Raw genomic sequence first — 17208 nt, 5'->3', positions numbered from 1 at the left:
CATACTACACGAAGCAGCTTCATTTTTAAGGAGGTTCCCCCTACATATGAAATGTATTGCGATTGATTTAGATGGAACATTGTTGAATAAAGAAAGCGTCATTTCTGCGGAAAACAGAGCGGCGATCAAGCGGGCCGTCGATGCCGGCATCCTCGTCACCATTTGCACGGGAAGAGCAACATTTGATGTAAAAGCGCTGCTGGATGACTTGGACATCCCTATCATTGCGGCTAATGGCGGCACGATCCACGACACGGGTTACCGTTTGATCAGCCGGACATTAATGGATCAGGAAGCCGGCAAAGCGATTGCTGATTACTTACTGTCAAAAAACATTTACTTTGAGGTATATACAGATGACCATCTGCTTTCTCCTTTTGACGGCGAAGCTAAGCTGCACGCGGAGCTAGACATTCTAAAGAGCGCAAATCCAAACGAGCTGACAGATGAATTGTGGCAAGGAGCCATGACTCAATTCAAGCAGTTTGGCATTAAACCAATCCCTCATATCGAATCTGTTTTTGAGGGCGGTGAAAACATTTATAAGCTTCTTTGCTTCTCCTTTGATATGGACAAGCTGAAACAAGCGAAGGAAGAGTTGAAGCATCATAAAAAACTGGCGCAAACCTCTTCCGGAAAACATATTATCGAAATCCTGCCGGCCTCTTCAGGAAAAGGACGCGCGTTAACAAAGCTGGCTGACATATACGGAATTGAAACACAGGATATCTATGCGATCGGCGACAGTCCGAACGATTTGTCCATGTTTGAAGTCGCCGGACACCGTATCGCCATGGAAAATGCGATTGATGAATTAAAAGAAAAAAGCACCTTTGTCACAAAAAGCAATGACGAAAATGGTGTGGCCTACTTTATAGACCAGCTGCTTTCCGGCCAATATGCATAAAGAAAAGACTCCAGAGATTCTGGAGTCTTTGTCTTTTATTGCATCCGTATACTTCCTGCGTATTTATCCTTCCAATACGTGCTCGTATTCATATTGGTGATGGTCACGCCGTTTGATAATGTGACATGAACAACTTGTCCGTTTCCGATATAGATGGAGGGATTTAAGCTTGTTGATTGAAAGAACACAATGTCTCCCGGCTTCAGGTCCGCCTTCTCAATCTTAGTGCCGGCTGTGTACTGGCTTGTTGCGTATCGAGGCAGGGAAATACCGGCTGCTTTCTCGCATACATACTGGACAAATCCAGCTGTATCAAATCCTGTCTCTGGAGACACTCCGCCCTGTTTATAAGGCACTTCTCCGACATAAAGCGTAGCTTCGGATACAATCGGATTTTCTTTCGGGATTGTCAGATTGTCAAATCGGCGAATACCCGTCATCTTCGATTTCCAGTAATCCTCTGATAAATAGGAAATGGTTACTTTTTCTGATCGGCTTGCCTGGATAAACCTGCCCGCGCCCGCATAAATGCCTGCATGTGAAATTCCTGTTTTATACGTATTGCTGAAATAGACGACATCACCGGGCTTTATGTTCTGAGAGGCTACCTTCTCGCCCACTGCCCACTGCTGCTCGGCTGATCGCGGCAGATAAATGCCGAGTGCCTGTTGAAACACATATTGCACAAGCCCCGAGCAATCAAAGCCCTCTGACGGTGTGCTGCCGCCAAACACATATGGAATGCCGATATATTTTTCAGCCTCCTGAACGACAGGAACATCAGCCGTTGCCGGATCGGCAGCAATTCGTCTCGCCCCGATATAAGACCCGCTCCAATAGCTGCTTTTTTTGTAATTGGTGATGATAACCCCTTTTGACTGTGTACTGTGAATCATTTGGCCGTCTCCGATATAGAGAGCGTCGTGTGTCGGAATAGTGCCGCTGCTTCCCTCTTTCTTGAAAAACAAAATATCACCCGGCTTTAGGTCTTCCGGTTTTACAGCTGTTCCGATTTTATACTGGTCGTTTACAGATCTCGGCAGATGAATATCAGCCTTACTGAAAACATATTGTATCAATCCTGAAGGGTCGAAGCCCTCCTTCGGCGATTCACCGCCGTATTTATACTGATAACCAAGCAGGCTTTTTGCTTCGCTGATGATCAATTCAGATGATGTATCAGCCTCCGCAATCTCCGCTTTTGTCATAATGGGAACCAAAAAACAAATGATAACCGCCACAAGCAAAAACTTCTTCCAGTTTGCTAGTGAGTTCACTTTTCGTATCTCCTCCTCTTTTTGCAGTTTTAACATCGGTATTTTTTTGAATATGTTAAGCAACATTTTGAAATTTTTACAGAATGAATATGCTGGGTAAATAAAAAGAGAGTGTCTCATCAGACACTCTCTTCTTTGAATTATTTATTGGTGCTTGCCGTTTCTTCCTGCTGTTGGATTTTATGCATCTCCGTATCAATCTTCTGTTTTTCCTGATCTGTCAGCTGATCATTGAATTTAAAAGCTGACATAAACATGAACACGATGGCTACGGCAACAAACGGCCAGATGGCTTTGACAAATTTCATCTTTATCACTCCGATTATTTAGATTTTAGTTTGTCACTATGATCAACATCAAACGTCAGTTTTCCGTCTTCTACTTTCCAAGCGAAATTAGAGTCTTTCGTCAGTTCGCGAATAATTGTTTTCTGTTTAAGGCTGTCTTTTTTCACAGGTGCAGGTGTCGCTTCATGGATATCGATCGGTGTCACTTCAAAGCGGCCTGTTCCATTTTTCTTCAGGTGATACTGAACCAGTGCACTGTCTCTCGTTCTCGTCCAGCCCTGGTCAAAGACAAAGTTTCCGAGGCTGTAGAAAATAACAGTTCCGTTATATACTTCAATCGGCTCTAAGACGTGCGGGTGATGGCCGACGATGATGTCAGCTCCCGCATCGGACATGGCTCTTGCAAGCTGGCGCTGGCGGTCGTTTGGATCATTGTCATACTCTTGGCCCCAGTGTGACTGCACAACCACGATGTCCGCATATTTTTTCGCTTCTGAAATCATAGGGATGAAGATTTCAGGATCTGCGGGAAGCACGCCAGGTGTATTCTTTTTAGCTGCGAAGCCTTTCCCGGACACATCGGTAAAGCCAAGCGTCGCAATCGTTATCCCATTGACTTTCTGGTACGAAATTTTCTTTTTCGCATCACTTAAGCTGTACCCCGCTCCAACGATATCAAGGTTTTGCTTCGCAAATTCTCCAAGTGTATCTTTCATCCCCTGAACGCCGTAATCCATGGCGTGGTTGTTTGCGCTGTTAAGAACCGTGAAATTCATATCCTTCAATACTTTCACCGATTCCTTATTCGTCTGCAGATGAATCTCTTTATCTGCTTGTTTATAATTCTTTTGATAGGTTACCGGATTTTCAAAGTTTCCTGCTACATAATCCGAGGATTTAAAGATCGGTTCAACATATTGAAAAATACTGTCTGCCCCTTTTTGCTCCGTTACTTTTTCAACATAGCGGCCCATCATAATATCGCCGACAAATGAGGCGGAGAGTACGTCGTCAGAATATGTTTTGACCTTCGGTGTTTCTGCTTTTCCCGCCCACATGAAAGCGAACATGAGGACAAAAACGATCGGAATGGCAATAAATACGTGCTTATTGGTTTTCTTTTTTTGCTGTTTTGTCAGCTTTAGCAGCTTTTCATGAAAGCTCAGTTCTTTTTTCATCGTTTGACACACCTTACATTAAATTAAGTAGTAAACAAACATGATAGCAAAGGTCGCTCCGCTCAATAGCAGCGTGCTTCCGAACGTAATCGTTAAACCTTGTTTCTGAATGGTATTGGCAATTAAACCTGGCACGATGATGCCGATTCCTCGAAATTCTGCGATTTCAAATGGTACAATCGGGTATAGAAAATCAAATGCGATTTTCAGTACGATCCCTGTTATCAGCATGGCAGCGAATTTTCTGCGTCCGTACAAAATCATAAATTTGGATAAACCGTATTTCACAATGACATACGTGAGCAAGCTCACTAGCAAAACAAGTAAAATAAAGACCGGCTGATTAAACACAAGTCCTAAATATCCCGGTACAACCAGTCCTGCCGGCACGATCCCTGTTTTTTCCGCGAAAATTAAACTAAGTAGTACACCTAAAATAAGTGCGATGTATAAATCTGATCCGAACATGTCTGCATTTCCCCCTAGCTTACGAGCTGCTTAACCTTGTATTCGTGGATTTTTTCAATTAAAGGCTCTGCGGCACCATGAATATTGCCGACGCCATATATGACACGATTGTGCATTCTTTTCTTTAACAATTCCATAATTTCATCTGTTGACTTATACTCTAGATCATGCAGTTTGTCTGCAGGAATTTTGCCTTCTTCATAGGCTTTTACGATCGGTTCTGTTGTTTCACCGATTAAGATCAGTTCACTTGCTTCAATATAAGGCAATACGTCATTTGCGAATTGCTGTGTCCGATCGACACGGTCTGCGCGGCAGTTCATGATGATGATCGGATCATCGGTCGGGTAACCGATTTCTTTTACACGTTTCCATATATTCAAAGTAGAAGAAGCGTCGTTTGCGGCAAACCCATTAACAAAGTGCCCAGGCTCGCTCGGACTGATCAACGGAAGAATTCTCATTGCTCCCGGATCTGGCGGCGCATTCAGCATTCCCTTAAATGCTGTTTCTTCATCAATGCCGAGTGCTTGAGCCACACCCAAGGCCAGAGAAGCGTTATCAGGGAATACCATGTATTCAAATTTACGTAAATATTCATCTGTAATTTTTGAGTTATCAGCAATGATGACTTTTGTGTTTCGTTCTTTTGCTTTTTGTTTAAAGAACTCGGTATATTCACTATCTGTAATGACAAGATGGCCATTATAAGGAATAGTAGCGGTAAACGCTTCCGCAATTTCATCCAGCGTCGGCCCCATGACATCCATATGATCCTCTAAAACGTTAACAATGACGCCGATATTGGCCTGCAGAAGTTCTTCCTGAAAGATGATTTGATAATCCGGGTTAACAGCCATGCACTCACTGACAATCGCGTTAGCCCCTCTTTCTACAGTTTCTCTCATGACTTCTTTTTGCTCTCCGATATTCGGCCCCTGTGGTTTCCGTTTAATCGGCTTTTCCTCCGGTGTGTCCCAGTAAATCATTCTTGCATCTGTACCTGTTGTTTTTCCAACAGTCTTGTAACCGGCTTCTATTAATATTCCGGTTGTCAGCCTTGTCACAGTCGATTTTCCTCGGATGCCGTTAATATTCACCCGAACAGGGAGGGCATCAATGTTTTTCTGATGTCGTCGTTTTTCTAATATTCCGATGACCAGTATGACAGCACAGGCTATAATGAGTAACCACATTGCTTTTCGACATCTCCTTCTATATTGTTGTAAATTCATTCATCAGTATATAGAATCACTATGAATTCTCAATCGGCATTATGTAACATAATCTCCCCTCATCGACTATGCCAAAATTCTCTTTTGAAAGAGATTTTATACCTACAAACTGTTTTCTATTTTTGGTAAACAGCAGGACTTACACCTTATCTCTTTTTTAAAAAATCAAAAGGAATGCGCTTTCATTTTGCTTCTGATATCCTTCTGTACGTATAGTCACACCCTGCTGTTTAAATTTAATATGCATTTCAAATCAATCTTTTTTTCAGCCTGTATTATCAAACTTCTCCCGCTCTCATGCATGTTTCCGGTTCTTATGAACACAAAATAGTTTGATCCTGTTTCTTAAGGATAAGGTCATAATGTCATCCTTTCTGCATGGAATAAGCAATATGAGGCCCATTCCAAAATGACTAAGGAGTTCCAAGATGAAAACGCTAAATTTACGAGTCCGAATTCTCTAACATAATTAAACATTTTCTGGGCTGATAGTCTTTCCTGTTTCTTTTCATTTACAGGTCTAAACGCATGACATTGAAACAATTTTAATAAAACTTAATATTTGTTCAAGAAATCTTCATCCATATTTGTGAAGACTTTGTCAAAAAAAGAGTGAAAACCTTAAATTTTTCAATTATATATACAATTTACAAATAGATTTCTTTTGATATTTTTATTGCCAACTTCGGATCACCCATGATAATCTATCTATGTAAACGGTTACATAAATGAGGAGGAGCTGTTTTGGCTACAATTAAAGATGTCGCCGGAGCGGCGGGCGTTTCAGTTGCGACGGTTTCCCGCGTCCTGAATGATAACGGCTATGTACACGAAGAAACGCGAACCCGTGTCATAGCGGCGATGGAGAAGCTGAACTATTACCCGAATGAAGTCGCCAGATCTCTATATAAAAGAGAATCCCGGCTGGTCGGACTTTTGCTCCCGGATATCACAAACCCTTTCTTCCCCCAGCTTGCCCGCGGTGCGGAGGATGAATTGAACCAGGAGGGCTATCGCCTTATTTTCGGCAACAGTGACGAGGAATTGAAAAAAGAACTTGAGTACCTTCAAACATTTAAGCAAAACCATGTTGCAGGCATTATTGCCGCAACGAATTACCCGGATCTTGAGGAATACAGCGGCATGAATTATCCGGTCGTTTTTCTGGACAGAACACTTGAAGGGGCCCCTTCTGTGTCCAGTGATGGCTATACAGGAGGAAAGTTAGCCGCCGAAGCTATTATTCACGGAAAAAGCCGACGCATTACGCTCTTGAGAGGCCCCGCTCACCTGCCGACCGCTCAAGACCGCTTTAACGGCGCTTTGGAAATTTTACAGCAGGCTGAAGTTGATTTTCAGGTGATTGAAACTGCTTCATTTTCTATTAAAGATGCACAATCAATGGCGAAGAAGCTGTTTGCCGCTTATCCAGCGACAGACGGTGTGATCGCGAGTAACGATATTCAAGCCGCTGCAGTTTTACATGAAGCATTGCGGCGCGGAAAAAAAGTGCCGGAGGACATTCAAATTATCGGCTATGATGACATTCCGCAAAGCGAGCTGCTGTTCCCGCCGCTGTCTACAATTAAACAGCCATCATATGATATGGGGAAAGAAGCAGCCAGACTGCTTTTGCGTATCATCAAAAAACAGCCGCTGGCAGAAACGGCCATTCAAATGCCTGTCACCTATATAGGAAGAAAGACGACAAGAAAGGAAGATGATGATGCGTAATATTTGTGTGATTGGAAGTTGTTCTATGGATTTAGTGGTCACCTCGGACAAACGCCCAAAAGCCGGTGAAACGGTTCTTGGCACGTCGTTTCAAACTGTGCCGGGCGGCAAAGGAGCAAATCAGGCGGTTGCCGCAGCAAGACTTGGGGCTCAAGTATTTATGGTCGGGAAGGTTGGAGACGATCATTATGGAACAGCTATTTTGAATAACTTAAAAGCAAACGGTGTTTGCATTGACTATATGGAACCGGTTACACACAAAGAAAGCGGAACCGCCCACATTGTGCTTGCTGAAGGTGATAACAGCATTGTCGTTGTCAAAGGCGCGAACGATGACATCACTCCAGCGTATGCGATACATGCGCTTGAACAGATTGAAAAGGTCGATATGGTTCTGATTCAGCAGGAAATTCCAGAGGAAACGGTTGATGAGGTATGCAAATACTGCCATTCCCACGATATCCCGATCATGCTAAACCCGGCACCGGCCCGCCCGCTGAAGCAGGAAACAATTGATCACGCCACCTATCTCACGCCGAATGAACACGAGGCTTCGCTCTTATTCCCTGAGCTTACCATTTCTGAAGCTCTGGCGCTTTATCCGGCAAAGCTCTTTATTACGGAAGGAAAACAAGGCGTCCGCTATTCAGCTGGCAGCAAAGAGGTGCTCATCCCGTCCTTCCCTGTTGAGCCCGTTGATACAACCGGAGCCGGTGATACGTTTAACGCAGCGTTTGCCGTGGCTCTGGCTGAAGGAAAAGACATTGAAGCTGCATTGCGGTTTGCCAATCGTGCCGCTTCCCTTTCTGTCTGTTCCTTCGGTGCCCAAGGCGGAATGCCGACAAGAAATGAAGTAGAGGAGCTGCTGTCATGAAAAAACACGGTATACTGAACAGCCATCTTGCCAAGCTTTTAGCTGACCTTGGCCACACTGATAAAATTGTCATCGCGGATGCCGGACTCCCGGTTCCTGACGGCGTTTTGAAAATTGATCTTTCATTAAAGCCGGGTCTCCCGGCTTTCCAAGAGACAGCGGCAGTGCTCGCTGACGAGATGGTCGTCGAAAAAGTCATTGCTGCAGCTGAAATAAAAGCATCTAATCAGGAGAATGCGAGATTTCTAGAAAATCTTTTCTCTAAACAAAAGATTGAATACCTTTCTCACGAGGAGTTTAAGCTGCTGACAAAAGAAGCAAAAGCCATCATTAGAACGGGTGAATTCACACCATATGCCAACTGCATCCTGCAGTCGGGTGTGCTTTTCTAGAAAGGAGGAGGAAACATGCAGATTGAAATGAAAGACATTCATAAAGCATTCGGAAAAAACCAGGTGCTATCAGGCGTTTCCTTTCAGCTCTTACCTGGCGAGGTTCACGCGTTAATGGGAGAAAACGGCGCCGGCAAGTCCACGCTTATGAACATTCTGACAGGCCTGCACAAATCGGATCAAGGCCAAATCAGCATAAACGGAAATGAAACGTATTTTTCCAATCCAAAAGAAGCGGAACAGCATGGGATAGCCTTTATCCATCAGGAATTGAATATCTGGCCGGAAATGACTGTTCTGGAGAATCTATTTATCGGTAAGGAGATATCCTCCAAGCTGGGCGTTTTACAAACAAGAAAAATGAAAGCGCTAGCAAAAGAGCAATTTGATAAACTCTCTGTCTCTCTTTCTCTCGATCAAGAAGCTGGTGAATGTTCTGTTGGACAGCAGCAAATGATTGAAATCGCAAAAGCGCTTATGACAAATGCCGAAGTGATCATTATGGATGAGCCGACCGCTGCTTTGACCGAACGAGAAATCAGCAAGCTCTTTGAGGTCATTACAGCATTAAAAAAGAACGGCGTCTCCATTGTCTATATTTCTCATCGCATGGAAGAAATTTTTGCGATTTGCGACAGAATTACCATCATGCGTGACGGAAAAACGGTGGATACAACAAACATCTCAGAAACTGATTTTGATGACGTCGTCAAAAAAATGGTCGGACGGGAGCTGACTGAACGATATCCAAAACGCACTCCTTCTCTCGGTGACAAAGTATTCGAGGTGAAAAATGCCTCTGTAAAAGGGCGTTTTGAAGATGTCAGCTTTTATGTTCGTTCCGGTGAGATCGTCGGTGTATCAGGATTAATGGGAGCCGGCCGGACAGAAATAATGAGAGCGCTGTTCGGCGTTGACAGGCTGGACACGGGCGAGATATGGATCGCTGGGAAAAAGACAGCTATTAAGAACCCGCAGGAAGCGGTGAAAAAAGGACTCGGCTTCATTACAGAGAACCGCAAGGATGAAGGGCTTCTGCTCGACACCTCGATTCGCGAGAATATTGCCCTGCCCAATCTGTCCAGCTTTTCACCAAAGGGTCTCATTGATCACAAGCGGGAGGCTGAATTTGTCGATCTGTTAATCAAACGCCTGACTATCAAAACAGCATCACCGGAAACGCACGCACGCCATTTGTCAGGTGGAAACCAGCAAAAAGTGGTGATAGCCAAGTGGATCGGCATCGGACCGAAAGTGCTTATCTTGGATGAGCCAACCAGAGGTGTGGATGTTGGAGCCAAACGAGAGATTTATACGCTGATGAATGAGCTGACCGAACGCGGCGTCGCTATCATCATGGTGTCATCAGAACTGCCGGAAATCCTTGGAATGAGCGATCGGATTATCGTGATCCATGAAGGAAGAATCAGCGGAGAAATCAATGCGCGAGAAGCAACACAAGAACGAATTATGACACTTGCCACGGGAGGGCGGTAATATGAAAACGGAACAACTGCAAACAGAACAAAAACGGATTCACTTCGACGGAGTCATGCAAAAACTCGGCCCGTTTCTTGGTTTATTTATTCTCGTAATCATTGTATCTATTTTAAATCCCAGCTTTCTTGAACCGCTGAATATTTTAAACCTGCTTCGCCAGGTCGCCATTAACGGATTAATCGCGTTCGGCATGACGTTTGTGATTTTGACAGGCGGCATTGATCTTTCTGTCGGCGCTATTCTTGCTCTGTCCAGCGCTTTAGTTGCGGGAATGATTGTATCCGGTGTTGATCCGGTTCTCGCGATCATCCTTGGCTGTATCATTGGTGCCATGCTCGGCATGATCAACGGATTATTGATCACAAAAGGAAAAATGGCGCCCTTTATCGCCACACTTGCGACTATGACTGTGTTTCGCGGACTGACGCTTGTGTATACTGACGGAAATCCAATTACCGGACTTGGCACAAACTACGCTTTTCAGATGTTCGGACGCGGTTACTTTTTAGGCATTCCTGTACCGGCAATTACGATGGTTCTTGCCTTTGTCATCCTTTGGGTGCTTCTTCATAAAACACCATTTGGCCGCCGAACATACGCTATCGGCGGCAACGAAAAAGCCGCGCTCATTTCAGGCATCAAAGTGACACGCGTGAAAGTGATGATCTATTCTTTAGCCGGACTTTTATCCGCTCTTGCAGGTGCCATATTGACTTCCCGCCTGCATTCAGCCCAGCCGACTGCCGGAGAATCGTACGAACTGGATGCTATCGCGGCAGTCGTCTTAGGCGGGACAAGTCTTTCCGGCGGCCGCGGACGCATTGTCGGCACGTTAATCGGGGTGCTGATCATCGGCACACTTAATAACGGGCTTAATCTGCTTGGCGTCTCATCATTTTATCAACTGGTTGTCAAAGGGATTGTCATCTTAATTGCGGTATTGTTAGACCGCAAGAAGTCAGCATAGGAGGGTTTTCACATGAAAAAGGCTGTATCCGTCATTTTAACGTTATCATTATTTTTGTTAACCGCCTGTTCGCTTGAGCCTCCCCAATGGGCAAAGCCGTCAAACTCGGGGAACAAAAAGGAATTCACCATCGGCTTGTCCGTCTCAACGTTTAATAATCCTTTTTTTGTCTCATTAAAAAAGGGCATCGAAAAAGAAGCTGAAAAACGGGGAATGAAAGTGATCATTGTTGATGCACAAAATGATTCATCGAAACAGACGAGTGACGTGGAAGATTTAATTCAGCAAGGCGTTGATGCATTATTAATCAACCCAACTGATTCTTCGGCGATCTCAACGGCAGTAGAATCTGCAAACGCAGTCGGTGTGCCCGTCGTCACAATCGATCGATCCGCCGAACAAGGAAAAGTTGAAACTCTCGTTGCTTCCGATAATATAAAAGGCGGTGAAATGGCCGCGGCGTTTATTGCCGACAAACTTGGAAAAGGAGCAAAGGTAGCAGAGCTTGAAGGCGTCCCCGGCGCATCTGCCACACGGGAACGCGGCTCAGGATTCCATCACATCGCAGACAAAAAGCTCAATGTCGTCACAAAACAATCAGCTGACTTTGACCGCACCAAAGGCCTGACAGTCATGGAAAATCTGCTGCAGGGCCATCCTGATATCCAAGCTGTTTTTGCTCACAACGATGAAATGGCGCTCGGTGCTCTCGAGGCAATTAACAGTTCGGGGAAAGACATATTGGTGATCGGTTTTGACGGCAATAAAGATGCGCTCGCTTCCATTAAAGACGGAAAGCTGTCAGCCACCGTAGCTCAGCAGCCTGAATTAATCGGTAAATTGGCTACAGAAGCAGCAGATGATATTTTGCACGGAAAAAAAGTGCAAAAAACAATATCCGCGCCTCTCAAACTAGAAACACAAAAATAATTGTCTGATGTTTAGGAACCTGCGATAACGTGAATAGGGATATAGAGTGAATTATTTCTCTTACGTGAGGAGAGGAACGACATGAACAAACCAATAAAAATATTTTCAACTTTAGCACTTGCGGCTGGAATGACTGCGGCTGCTGCAGGCGGCGCTGACACGATCCATGCTCAACAGCCAGAAACAACTGTAAGCATTGACGATTTATACAGTTATCCGATTGATTCTTATTTGGTGTCAGCAGAGGCTCTAAATGTCAGAACGAAGGCTTCCGCATCAAGCCAGAAAGCCGATACACTGCACTTAGGCGATAGCTTAAAGCTGATTTCCTTCTCAAATGCTGACTGGGCAAAGGTTCATTATAAAAACGGAAAAACAGGCTTTGTCTCCACTCATTACATTGTAAAAGCAGCAACAACAGTAAAAACCAAAACAAAAACGAAAGTATACACATCCGCTGACGGAAAGAGCATTAAGACTCTCCCAGCAAACACAAGCGTTTCTTTTTTAGGCTGGAGTAAAACGAATAAAGGCGGTTTTGATTTTGATTGGGTATTCGTTGATTACGGCGGTGCGACAGGTTATATGAAAACACAGGATTTACACATGACAAAATAACTGAGAGGGATTCCGTATTTGTGCGGAATCCCTTTTATTATGAATGGATTTGTCACATTCCCACGATATTTCTCAGGAAATATTGTCGTACGCTGTGTCAAAACCTTACATGATCATCGACATTTTTGTTCACGCTAAAAAGCGGAGGTGTAAATATGGATCAATTTGAAGCAGCATACGAATCGTATAAAGCCCGGCAAACAACTGCCGATCAGGAAAATGTCCCATCTGGAAAAGAAGAAATTATTGCGGTTAGAAGAAATGAGGAAGACAATATTATCGCAGTGAAAACCAATACAGGAAGAGAGCTCGATTACCCTACAGCGCTGTCAGAAGCAAAAGCAGGAAAGCTCGCTCATGTGGATATCTTTCATAAATACGGGCGTGACATTTTGCGAAGTGAACCGGACGGCACGAAGGAAAATAACCTGTCTGAACTGCCGGATTTTTAATCACAAACAGCCCTGCCGTATGTCGGGCAGGGCTTTCTTTTAAACAAAAGGCTGCTGGATGTATTCGGCTAATCGTTTTGCACTGAGAGAAATATCCTCTGCAGTTGCATAATTCACGCCATAGAACACATATGGAGGCAGATACTTCATACCGATCAGATTACTCGTGGCCTGAAATGGTTTCAATAGCTCACTGATCGAGTAATGATTGGCGCCTCCGGCTTGATATTTTTCCGCTTCGCTTCCTGTTGACACAGCCAGCATCAGCTCCTTGCCATGCAAAGCATTTCCTTCTGAACCAAATGCCCAGCCGTAAGTCAGCACAAGATCCTGCCATTTTTTCAAGAGCGGCGGAGAGCTGTACCAATATAGCGGGAATTGAAAGACAATCCGATCGTATTGCTCGCACAACTGCTGTTCCTTCGCAACATCTATCGCTTCGTCCGGGTATTCCTTATAAAGATCCCGTACTGTGATATTGTCATGTTTGCTCAATTCTTCAGCCCACGCCTTATTAACAACTGAGGTCTCCATATGAGGATGAACTGCCAAAACCAATATTTTCATCAGACCACACCCTTACTGTTTTGATGTTATTTTATCTAAAATCAGGAAAAGAGCCAAATAAAAAGAAAGCCCTGCAAAAAGGGGCTTTCTTTTTTTCTTTTATTCAGGGCTTCCTTCAGTTGTTTCGATATCTTTCGCAAAATCAGGGTTATCCAGATTCGCATTAAAGAAATCCGCTGTGTTCGGAAGTCTGAGATTCATGTTCATTTTTTGAGAAATCGTAACCGTGCAATCCTCTAGCACATAGTCAAAAACGTGTCCGCCTGAATTGCGTCCTTCGTCAATGAAGTGCAGGTGATAGCCAGAAACGGCGATTCCGTTTGCATAAGCTGGCGTCAAGAAACCTACGATCGTTCCTCTCACGTTGTCGAAGTTGAAGATCGGCTGTGTTTTGACCGCTTCAACCATTGGCACGTAAGGTTTTTCTTGCAATTCTACCGTCCTTGTCTGCACCTTTTTAAACAATCCGTCAATGCGGATAGCGTAAAATAAGTTTTTGCTTGGCAGAATGCTGTTGATCTCTTTTTCAAATTCTTCACGTGTCATTTTCGCATCAATTTTGTGCGTCATGTCCGGTGTAAAGAACGTAAATGAACAGAACGGTGAACGGTCCCCTTTTTGGACCGGTGTCGCGGTTCCGTCTGAGCGCAAACGGTAAAATTCCCCGTCAAACCCAATCAGCTCTCCGTCAAGCTTGTTAAAGGTTCCGATACCGAAGTCCCCATATTTCGGAATCTCTGACAGTTCAAAATCCCCGTCATATACTCCGTCTAATAGAGAAGTCATTGTTGATACTTGATAAATCTGGCTCACAGGCTGATCTTTTTGGCCGCGGTGGAGCACTTGAATGTTGCTTTCGCGTTTCATATTTCCCTTCACTCCTTTTAATTAGTGCTGTTCATAAAACAGTGTCGTGATGCGCAGAGTGCTAGAGAGCTTTCGTTTTCATGAGTTCCCCGAATTCTTTCGGAAGCTTGTCACTTGCTAAATTAATGTTATCACTATAGTCAACCGGGACATCAATGATAACAGGACCTTCAGCGTTCATGCCTTGACGCAGAACATCTGCCAGCTGGTCTGGTGATTCTACGCGCAAGCCAGTTGCCCCGAAGCTTTCCGCATATTTCACGATATCGATATTTCCGAAATCGACCGCAGATGTACGGTTATATTTTTTCAATTGCTGGAATGCAACCATGTCATATGTGCTGTCGTTCCATACAATGTGTACAATTGGTGCTTTTAGTCGAACTGCTGTCTCTAACTCCATTGCTGAGAATAAGAAACCGCCGTCACCAGAGACAGAAACCACTTTTTCTCCCGGTTTCACCAATGAAGCGCCGATTGCCCAAGGAAGCGCAACGCCGAGTGTCTGCATACCATTACTGATCATTAATGTTAACGGCTCGTAGCTGCGGAAATAACGTGACATCCAAATCGCGTGTGAACCGATGTCACAGGTCACTGTAACATGATCATCGACTGCATTACGCAATTCTTTAACGATTTCAAGAGGATGCACTCTGTCTGATTTCCAATCTGCAGGCACCTGCTCACCCTCATGCATATATTGTTTTAAATCAGAAAGGATTTTCTGCTCACGTTCTGCAAAGTCCACTTTTACAGCATCGTGTTCGATATGATTGATCGTGGACGGAATGTCACCAATCAATTCAAGTTCCGGCTGGTAAGCATGGTCAATGTCAGCAATAATCTCGTCTAAATGGATAATTGTCCGGTCTCCATTGACATTCCAGAATTTCGGATCATATTCAATTGGGTCATAGCCGATAGTCAGAACGACATCCGCCTGCTCAAGCAGCAAATCGCCAGGCTGGTTGCGGAATAAACCGATCCGGCCGAAGTACTGATCCTCTAAATCTCTTGAAAGGGTACCGGCAGCCTGATATGTTTCAACAAATGGAAGCTGAACCTTTTTCAAAAGCTTGCGAACCGCTTTAATCGCTTCCGGTCTGCCGCCTTTCATGCCGACTAAAACGACAGGAAGTTTTGCTGTTTGGATTTTTGCGATGGCCGCACTGATTGCATCATCTGCTGCAGGACCGAGTTTTGGCGCTGCAACAGCACGCACGTTTTTCGTATTTGTGACTTCATTCACAACATCTTGCGGAAAGCTCACAAAAGCGGCCCCAGCCTGCCCTGCTGACGCTATCCTAAATGCATTTGTAACAGCTTCCGGTATATTTTTTACATCTTGAACCTCTACACTGTATTTTGTAATCGGCTGAAATAGCGCCGCATTATCTAAAGATTGATGTGTCCGTTTTAAACGATCTGAACGGATCACGTTTCCAGCAAGCGCAACGACAGGGTCTCCTTCAGTGTTCGCTGTCAGCAAACCTGTTGCCAAGTTAGATGCTCCCGGCCCTGATGTGACTAACACGACTCCCGGTTTTCCAGTTAAACGGCCGACTGCTTGCGCCATAAATGCTGCATTTTGTTCGTGCCGGGCAACGATAATTTCAGGTCCTCTATCTTGTAAAGCATCGAATACCGCATCAATTTTTGCACCCGGAATGCCAAATACATGTGTGACACCTTGCTCCACTAAGCAATCAACAACAAGCTCCGCCCCTCTGTTTTTCACAAGGGATTTTTGTTCTTTTGTTGCTTTTGTCAACACCCTCACTCCTTATTATGCATTTTAACGTAAAATTTTAAATGACTTGTGATACGTTTCACTATACACTCTTTGGAAATTGACCTCCAATATCGATTCGCCTTATGATTAATATGTAATACGAATTATTAACCTATGGAAAGGAATGCATATTTAATGGAGCTTCGCCATCTTCAATACTTTATCGCGGTAGCCGAAGAGCTTCATTTCGGAAAGGCTGCCCGACGGCTGAACATGACGCAGCCTCCTCTCAGCCAGCAGATCAAACAGCTGGAGGAAGAAGTCGGGGTGACGCTTCTGAAAAGGACAAAACGATTTGTCGAGCTTACCGCAGCAGGAGAAATCTTTTTAAATCATTGCCGCATGGCATTGATGCAAATCGGACAAGGAATTGAATTGGCACGGCGGACGGCCCGAGGCGAGCACGGCCATCTCGTAATCGGTTTTGTCGGATCAGCTACATATGAATTTCTGCCGCCGATTGTCCGGGAATATCGCAAAAAATTCCCATCTGTAAAAATAGAGTTACGTGAAATATCCTCGTCTAGGCAGCAGGAGGAGCTACTAAAGGGCAACATTGATATTGGTATACTTCATCCTCCCTTACAGCATACAGCTTTGCATATCGAAACCGCCCAAAGCAGCCCTTGTGTTTTAGCTTTGCCTAAGCAGCACCCATTGACTTCTAAAGAATCAATTACGATTGAGGATTTAAGAGATGAACCAATTATTACTGTAGCTAAAGAAGCATGGCCTACTCTATATATGGATTTTATTCAGTTCTGTGAGCAAGCGGGCTTCAAACCCAACATCGTCCAGGAAGCTACAGAATATCAAATGGTGATTGGTTTAGTCAGTGCTGGAATTGGTATTACATTTGTTCCTTCCTCAGCCAAAAAATTATTTAATCTGGATGTTACTTATCGAAATATGGACCAAATACAGCTTAATGCAGAATGGGTTATCGCTTACCGCAAAGACAATCATAATCCGCTTTTAAAGCACTTTATTCATATTTCAAATTGTCAACAGACAAGAACTAAAGAGAGTGATGCAGGTACATGAACGATACTTGCAATCTCTTTTTTCTTTTGGGATTCTTATGGAATTTTTATTAATTTAATATAATCGCTTAGTACAACTTCATATCAGTATACGTATACATACAGTACAAATAGTTG

General features: G+C 44.1%; 18 protein-coding genes. 10 read left to right on the top strand and 8 right to left on the bottom strand.

The genetic code is table 11. The features are described from left to right. Positions 1-46 precede the first annotated feature (46 nt). Complete coding sequence (gene ywtE / locus BFW96_RS02910) at positions 47-907, top strand: 5-amino-6-(5-phospho-D-ribitylamino)uracil phosphatase YwtE (protein WP_069838586.1); 861 nt, start codon at positions 47-49, stop codon at positions 905-907. Between the two features lie 35 nt (positions 908-942). Here the strand turns inward: ywtE and pgdS are convergent, their stop codons facing one another. The 5 genes from pgdS to pgsB all read right to left on the bottom strand — a co-directional run bounded on the left by pgdS (position 943) and on the right by pgsB (position 5313). Next, a complete protein-coding gene (pgdS, locus tag BFW96_RS02905) occupies positions 943-2184 on the bottom strand; it encodes a gamma-DL-glutamyl hydrolase (RefSeq protein WP_083252800.1) in 1242 nt (413 codons plus the stop codon). A 140-nt stretch (positions 2185-2324) separates the two neighbouring features. Further along, positions 2325-2492, bottom strand: a complete 168-nt coding sequence (gene edmS / locus BFW96_RS02900) for an extrachromosomal elements maintenance protein EdmS (protein ID WP_014665607.1) — start codon at positions 2490-2492, stop codon at positions 2325-2327. Between the two features lie 14 nt (positions 2493-2506). Then, positions 2507-3649, bottom strand: coding sequence for a capsular polyglutamate synthetase PgsA (pgsA, locus tag BFW96_RS02895; protein ID WP_069150442.1), 1143 nt, complete (start codon positions 3647-3649; stop codon positions 2507-2509). Between the two features lie 18 nt (positions 3650-3667). After that, positions 3668-4117 (bottom strand): poly-gamma-glutamate biosynthesis protein PgsC, encoded by a 450-nt coding sequence (pgsC, locus tag BFW96_RS02890; RefSeq protein ID WP_003227889.1) that lies wholly within the window; start codon positions 4115-4117, stop codon positions 3668-3670. A 14-nt stretch (positions 4118-4131) separates the two neighbouring features. Further along, entirely contained in the window at positions 4132-5313 is a 1182-nt protein-coding gene (gene pgsB, locus BFW96_RS02885) for a poly-gamma-glutamate synthase PgsB (RefSeq protein WP_003227883.1), read from the bottom strand. Between the two features lie 783 nt (positions 5314-6096). Between pgsB and BFW96_RS02880 the strand changes: the two genes are divergently transcribed. The 8 genes from BFW96_RS02880 (at position 6097) to BFW96_RS02845 (ending at position 12819) form a co-directional block, all read left to right on the top strand. Beyond that, positions 6097-7086: a LacI family DNA-binding transcriptional regulator gene (locus tag BFW96_RS02880; RefSeq protein WP_069838585.1), complete on the top strand. Its 990-nt coding sequence runs from the start codon at positions 6097-6099 to the stop codon at positions 7084-7086. Further along, the gene (rbsK, locus tag BFW96_RS02875; RefSeq protein ID WP_040081619.1) at positions 7079-7960 is read left to right on the top strand and encodes a ribokinase; all 882 of its coding nucleotides are present in this window, start codon (positions 7079-7081) and stop codon (positions 7958-7960) included. The genes BFW96_RS02880 and rbsK overlap by 8 nt, the downstream gene beginning before the upstream one ends. Further along, positions 7957-8352, top strand: a complete 396-nt coding sequence (gene rbsD / locus BFW96_RS02870; protein ID WP_069838584.1) for a D-ribose pyranase — start codon at positions 7957-7959, stop codon at positions 8350-8352. The genes rbsK and rbsD overlap by 4 nt, the downstream gene beginning before the upstream one ends. Before the next feature lie 15 nt (positions 8353-8367). Continuing rightward, entirely contained in the window at positions 8368-9849 is a 1482-nt protein-coding gene (gene rbsA / locus BFW96_RS02865; RefSeq protein WP_069838583.1) for a ribose ABC transporter ATP-binding protein RbsA, read from the top strand. A gap of 1 nt (position 9850) precedes the next feature. Then, positions 9851-10819: a ribose ABC transporter permease RbsC gene (gene rbsC / locus BFW96_RS02860; RefSeq protein WP_069838582.1), complete on the top strand. Its 969-nt coding sequence runs from the start codon at positions 9851-9853 to the stop codon at positions 10817-10819. A gap of 12 nt (positions 10820-10831) precedes the next feature. After that, positions 10832-11749 (top strand): ribose ABC transporter substrate-binding protein RbsB, encoded by a 918-nt coding sequence (gene rbsB / locus BFW96_RS02855; RefSeq protein ID WP_069838581.1) that lies wholly within the window; start codon positions 10832-10834, stop codon positions 11747-11749. Between the two features lie 81 nt (positions 11750-11830). Next, positions 11831-12367, top strand: coding sequence for an SH3 domain-containing protein (locus tag BFW96_RS02850; protein WP_014665617.1), 537 nt, complete (start codon positions 11831-11833; stop codon positions 12365-12367). A 155-nt stretch (positions 12368-12522) separates the two neighbouring features. After that, positions 12523-12819: a DUF3892 domain-containing protein gene (locus BFW96_RS02845; protein ID WP_069838580.1), complete on the top strand. Its 297-nt coding sequence runs from the start codon at positions 12523-12525 to the stop codon at positions 12817-12819. A 39-nt stretch (positions 12820-12858) separates the two neighbouring features. Here the strand turns inward: BFW96_RS02845 and BFW96_RS02840 are convergent, their stop codons facing one another. The 3 genes from BFW96_RS02840 to alsS form a co-directional block, all read right to left on the bottom strand. After that, complete coding sequence (locus tag BFW96_RS02840) at positions 12859-13386, bottom strand: NAD(P)H-dependent oxidoreductase (protein WP_069838579.1); 528 nt, start codon at positions 13384-13386, stop codon at positions 12859-12861. A gap of 99 nt (positions 13387-13485) precedes the next feature. Next, on the bottom strand, positions 13486-14253 hold the full coding sequence (gene budA, locus BFW96_RS02835; RefSeq protein ID WP_014665621.1) for an acetolactate decarboxylase: 768 nt from the start codon (positions 14251-14253) through the stop codon (positions 13486-13488). Between the two features lie 61 nt (positions 14254-14314). Then, the gene (gene alsS / locus BFW96_RS02830) at positions 14315-16027 is read right to left on the bottom strand and encodes an acetolactate synthase AlsS (RefSeq protein WP_069838578.1); all 1713 of its coding nucleotides are present in this window, start codon (positions 16025-16027) and stop codon (positions 14315-14317) included. Positions 16028-16183: 156 nt separating this feature from the next. Between alsS and alsR the strand changes: the two genes are divergently transcribed. Continuing rightward, on the top strand, positions 16184-17092 hold the full coding sequence (gene alsR, locus BFW96_RS02825; protein WP_069838577.1) for an acetoin biosynthesis transcriptional regulator AlsR: 909 nt from the start codon (positions 16184-16186) through the stop codon (positions 17090-17092). Positions 17093-17208: the final 116 nt, after the last annotated feature.

It is taken from the genome of Bacillus sp. F56 (assembly GCF_001748205.1).
GTDB lineage: Bacteria > Bacillota > Bacilli > Bacillales > Bacillaceae > Bacillus > Bacillus stercoris.
The sequence above is the reverse complement of the archived record's forward strand: the minus strand, read 5'-3'. Positions and strand labels throughout refer to the sequence as shown.

What these genes read in the sequence shown, in the direction of transcription:
- ywtE (WP_069838586.1), top strand. Translation starts at nt 47, where the DNA reads ATGAAATGTATTGCGATTGATTTAGATGGAACATTGTTGAATAAAGAA.
- edmS (WP_014665607.1), bottom strand. Translation starts at nt 2,492, where the DNA reads ATGAAATTTGTCAAAGCCATCTGGCCGTTTGTTGCCGTAGCCATCGTG.
- pgsA (WP_069150442.1), bottom strand. Translation starts at nt 3,649, where the DNA reads ATGAAAAAAGAACTGAGCTTTCATGAAAAGCTGCTAAAGCTGACAAAA.
- pgsC (WP_003227889.1), bottom strand. Translation starts at nt 4,117, where the DNA reads ATGTTCGGATCAGATTTATACATCGCACTTATTTTAGGTGTACTACTT.
- pgsB (WP_003227883.1), bottom strand. Translation starts at nt 5,313, where the DNA reads ATGTGGTTACTCATTATAGCCTGTGCTGTCATACTGGTCATCGGAATA.
- rbsK (WP_040081619.1), top strand. Translation starts at nt 7,079, where the DNA reads ATGCGTAATATTTGTGTGATTGGAAGTTGTTCTATGGATTTAGTGGTC.
- rbsD (WP_069838584.1), top strand. Translation starts at nt 7,957, where the DNA reads ATGAAAAAACACGGTATACTGAACAGCCATCTTGCCAAGCTTTTAGCT.
- rbsA (WP_069838583.1), top strand. Translation starts at nt 8,368, where the DNA reads ATGCAGATTGAAATGAAAGACATTCATAAAGCATTCGGAAAAAACCAG.
- rbsC (WP_069838582.1), top strand. Translation starts at nt 9,851, where the DNA reads ATGAAAACGGAACAACTGCAAACAGAACAAAAACGGATTCACTTCGAC.
- rbsB (WP_069838581.1), top strand. Translation starts at nt 10,832, where the DNA reads ATGAAAAAGGCTGTATCCGTCATTTTAACGTTATCATTATTTTTGTTA.
- BFW96_RS02850 (WP_014665617.1), top strand. Translation starts at nt 11,831, where the DNA reads ATGAACAAACCAATAAAAATATTTTCAACTTTAGCACTTGCGGCTGGA.
- BFW96_RS02845 (WP_069838580.1), top strand. Translation starts at nt 12,523, where the DNA reads ATGGATCAATTTGAAGCAGCATACGAATCGTATAAAGCCCGGCAAACA.
- BFW96_RS02840 (WP_069838579.1), bottom strand. Translation starts at nt 13,386, where the DNA reads ATGAAAATATTGGTTTTGGCAGTTCATCCTCATATGGAGACCTCAGTT.
- budA (WP_014665621.1), bottom strand. Translation starts at nt 14,253, where the DNA reads ATGAAACGCGAAAGCAACATTCAAGTGCTCCACCGCGGCCAAAAAGAT.
- alsR (WP_069838577.1), top strand. Translation starts at nt 16,184, where the DNA reads ATGGAGCTTCGCCATCTTCAATACTTTATCGCGGTAGCCGAAGAGCTT.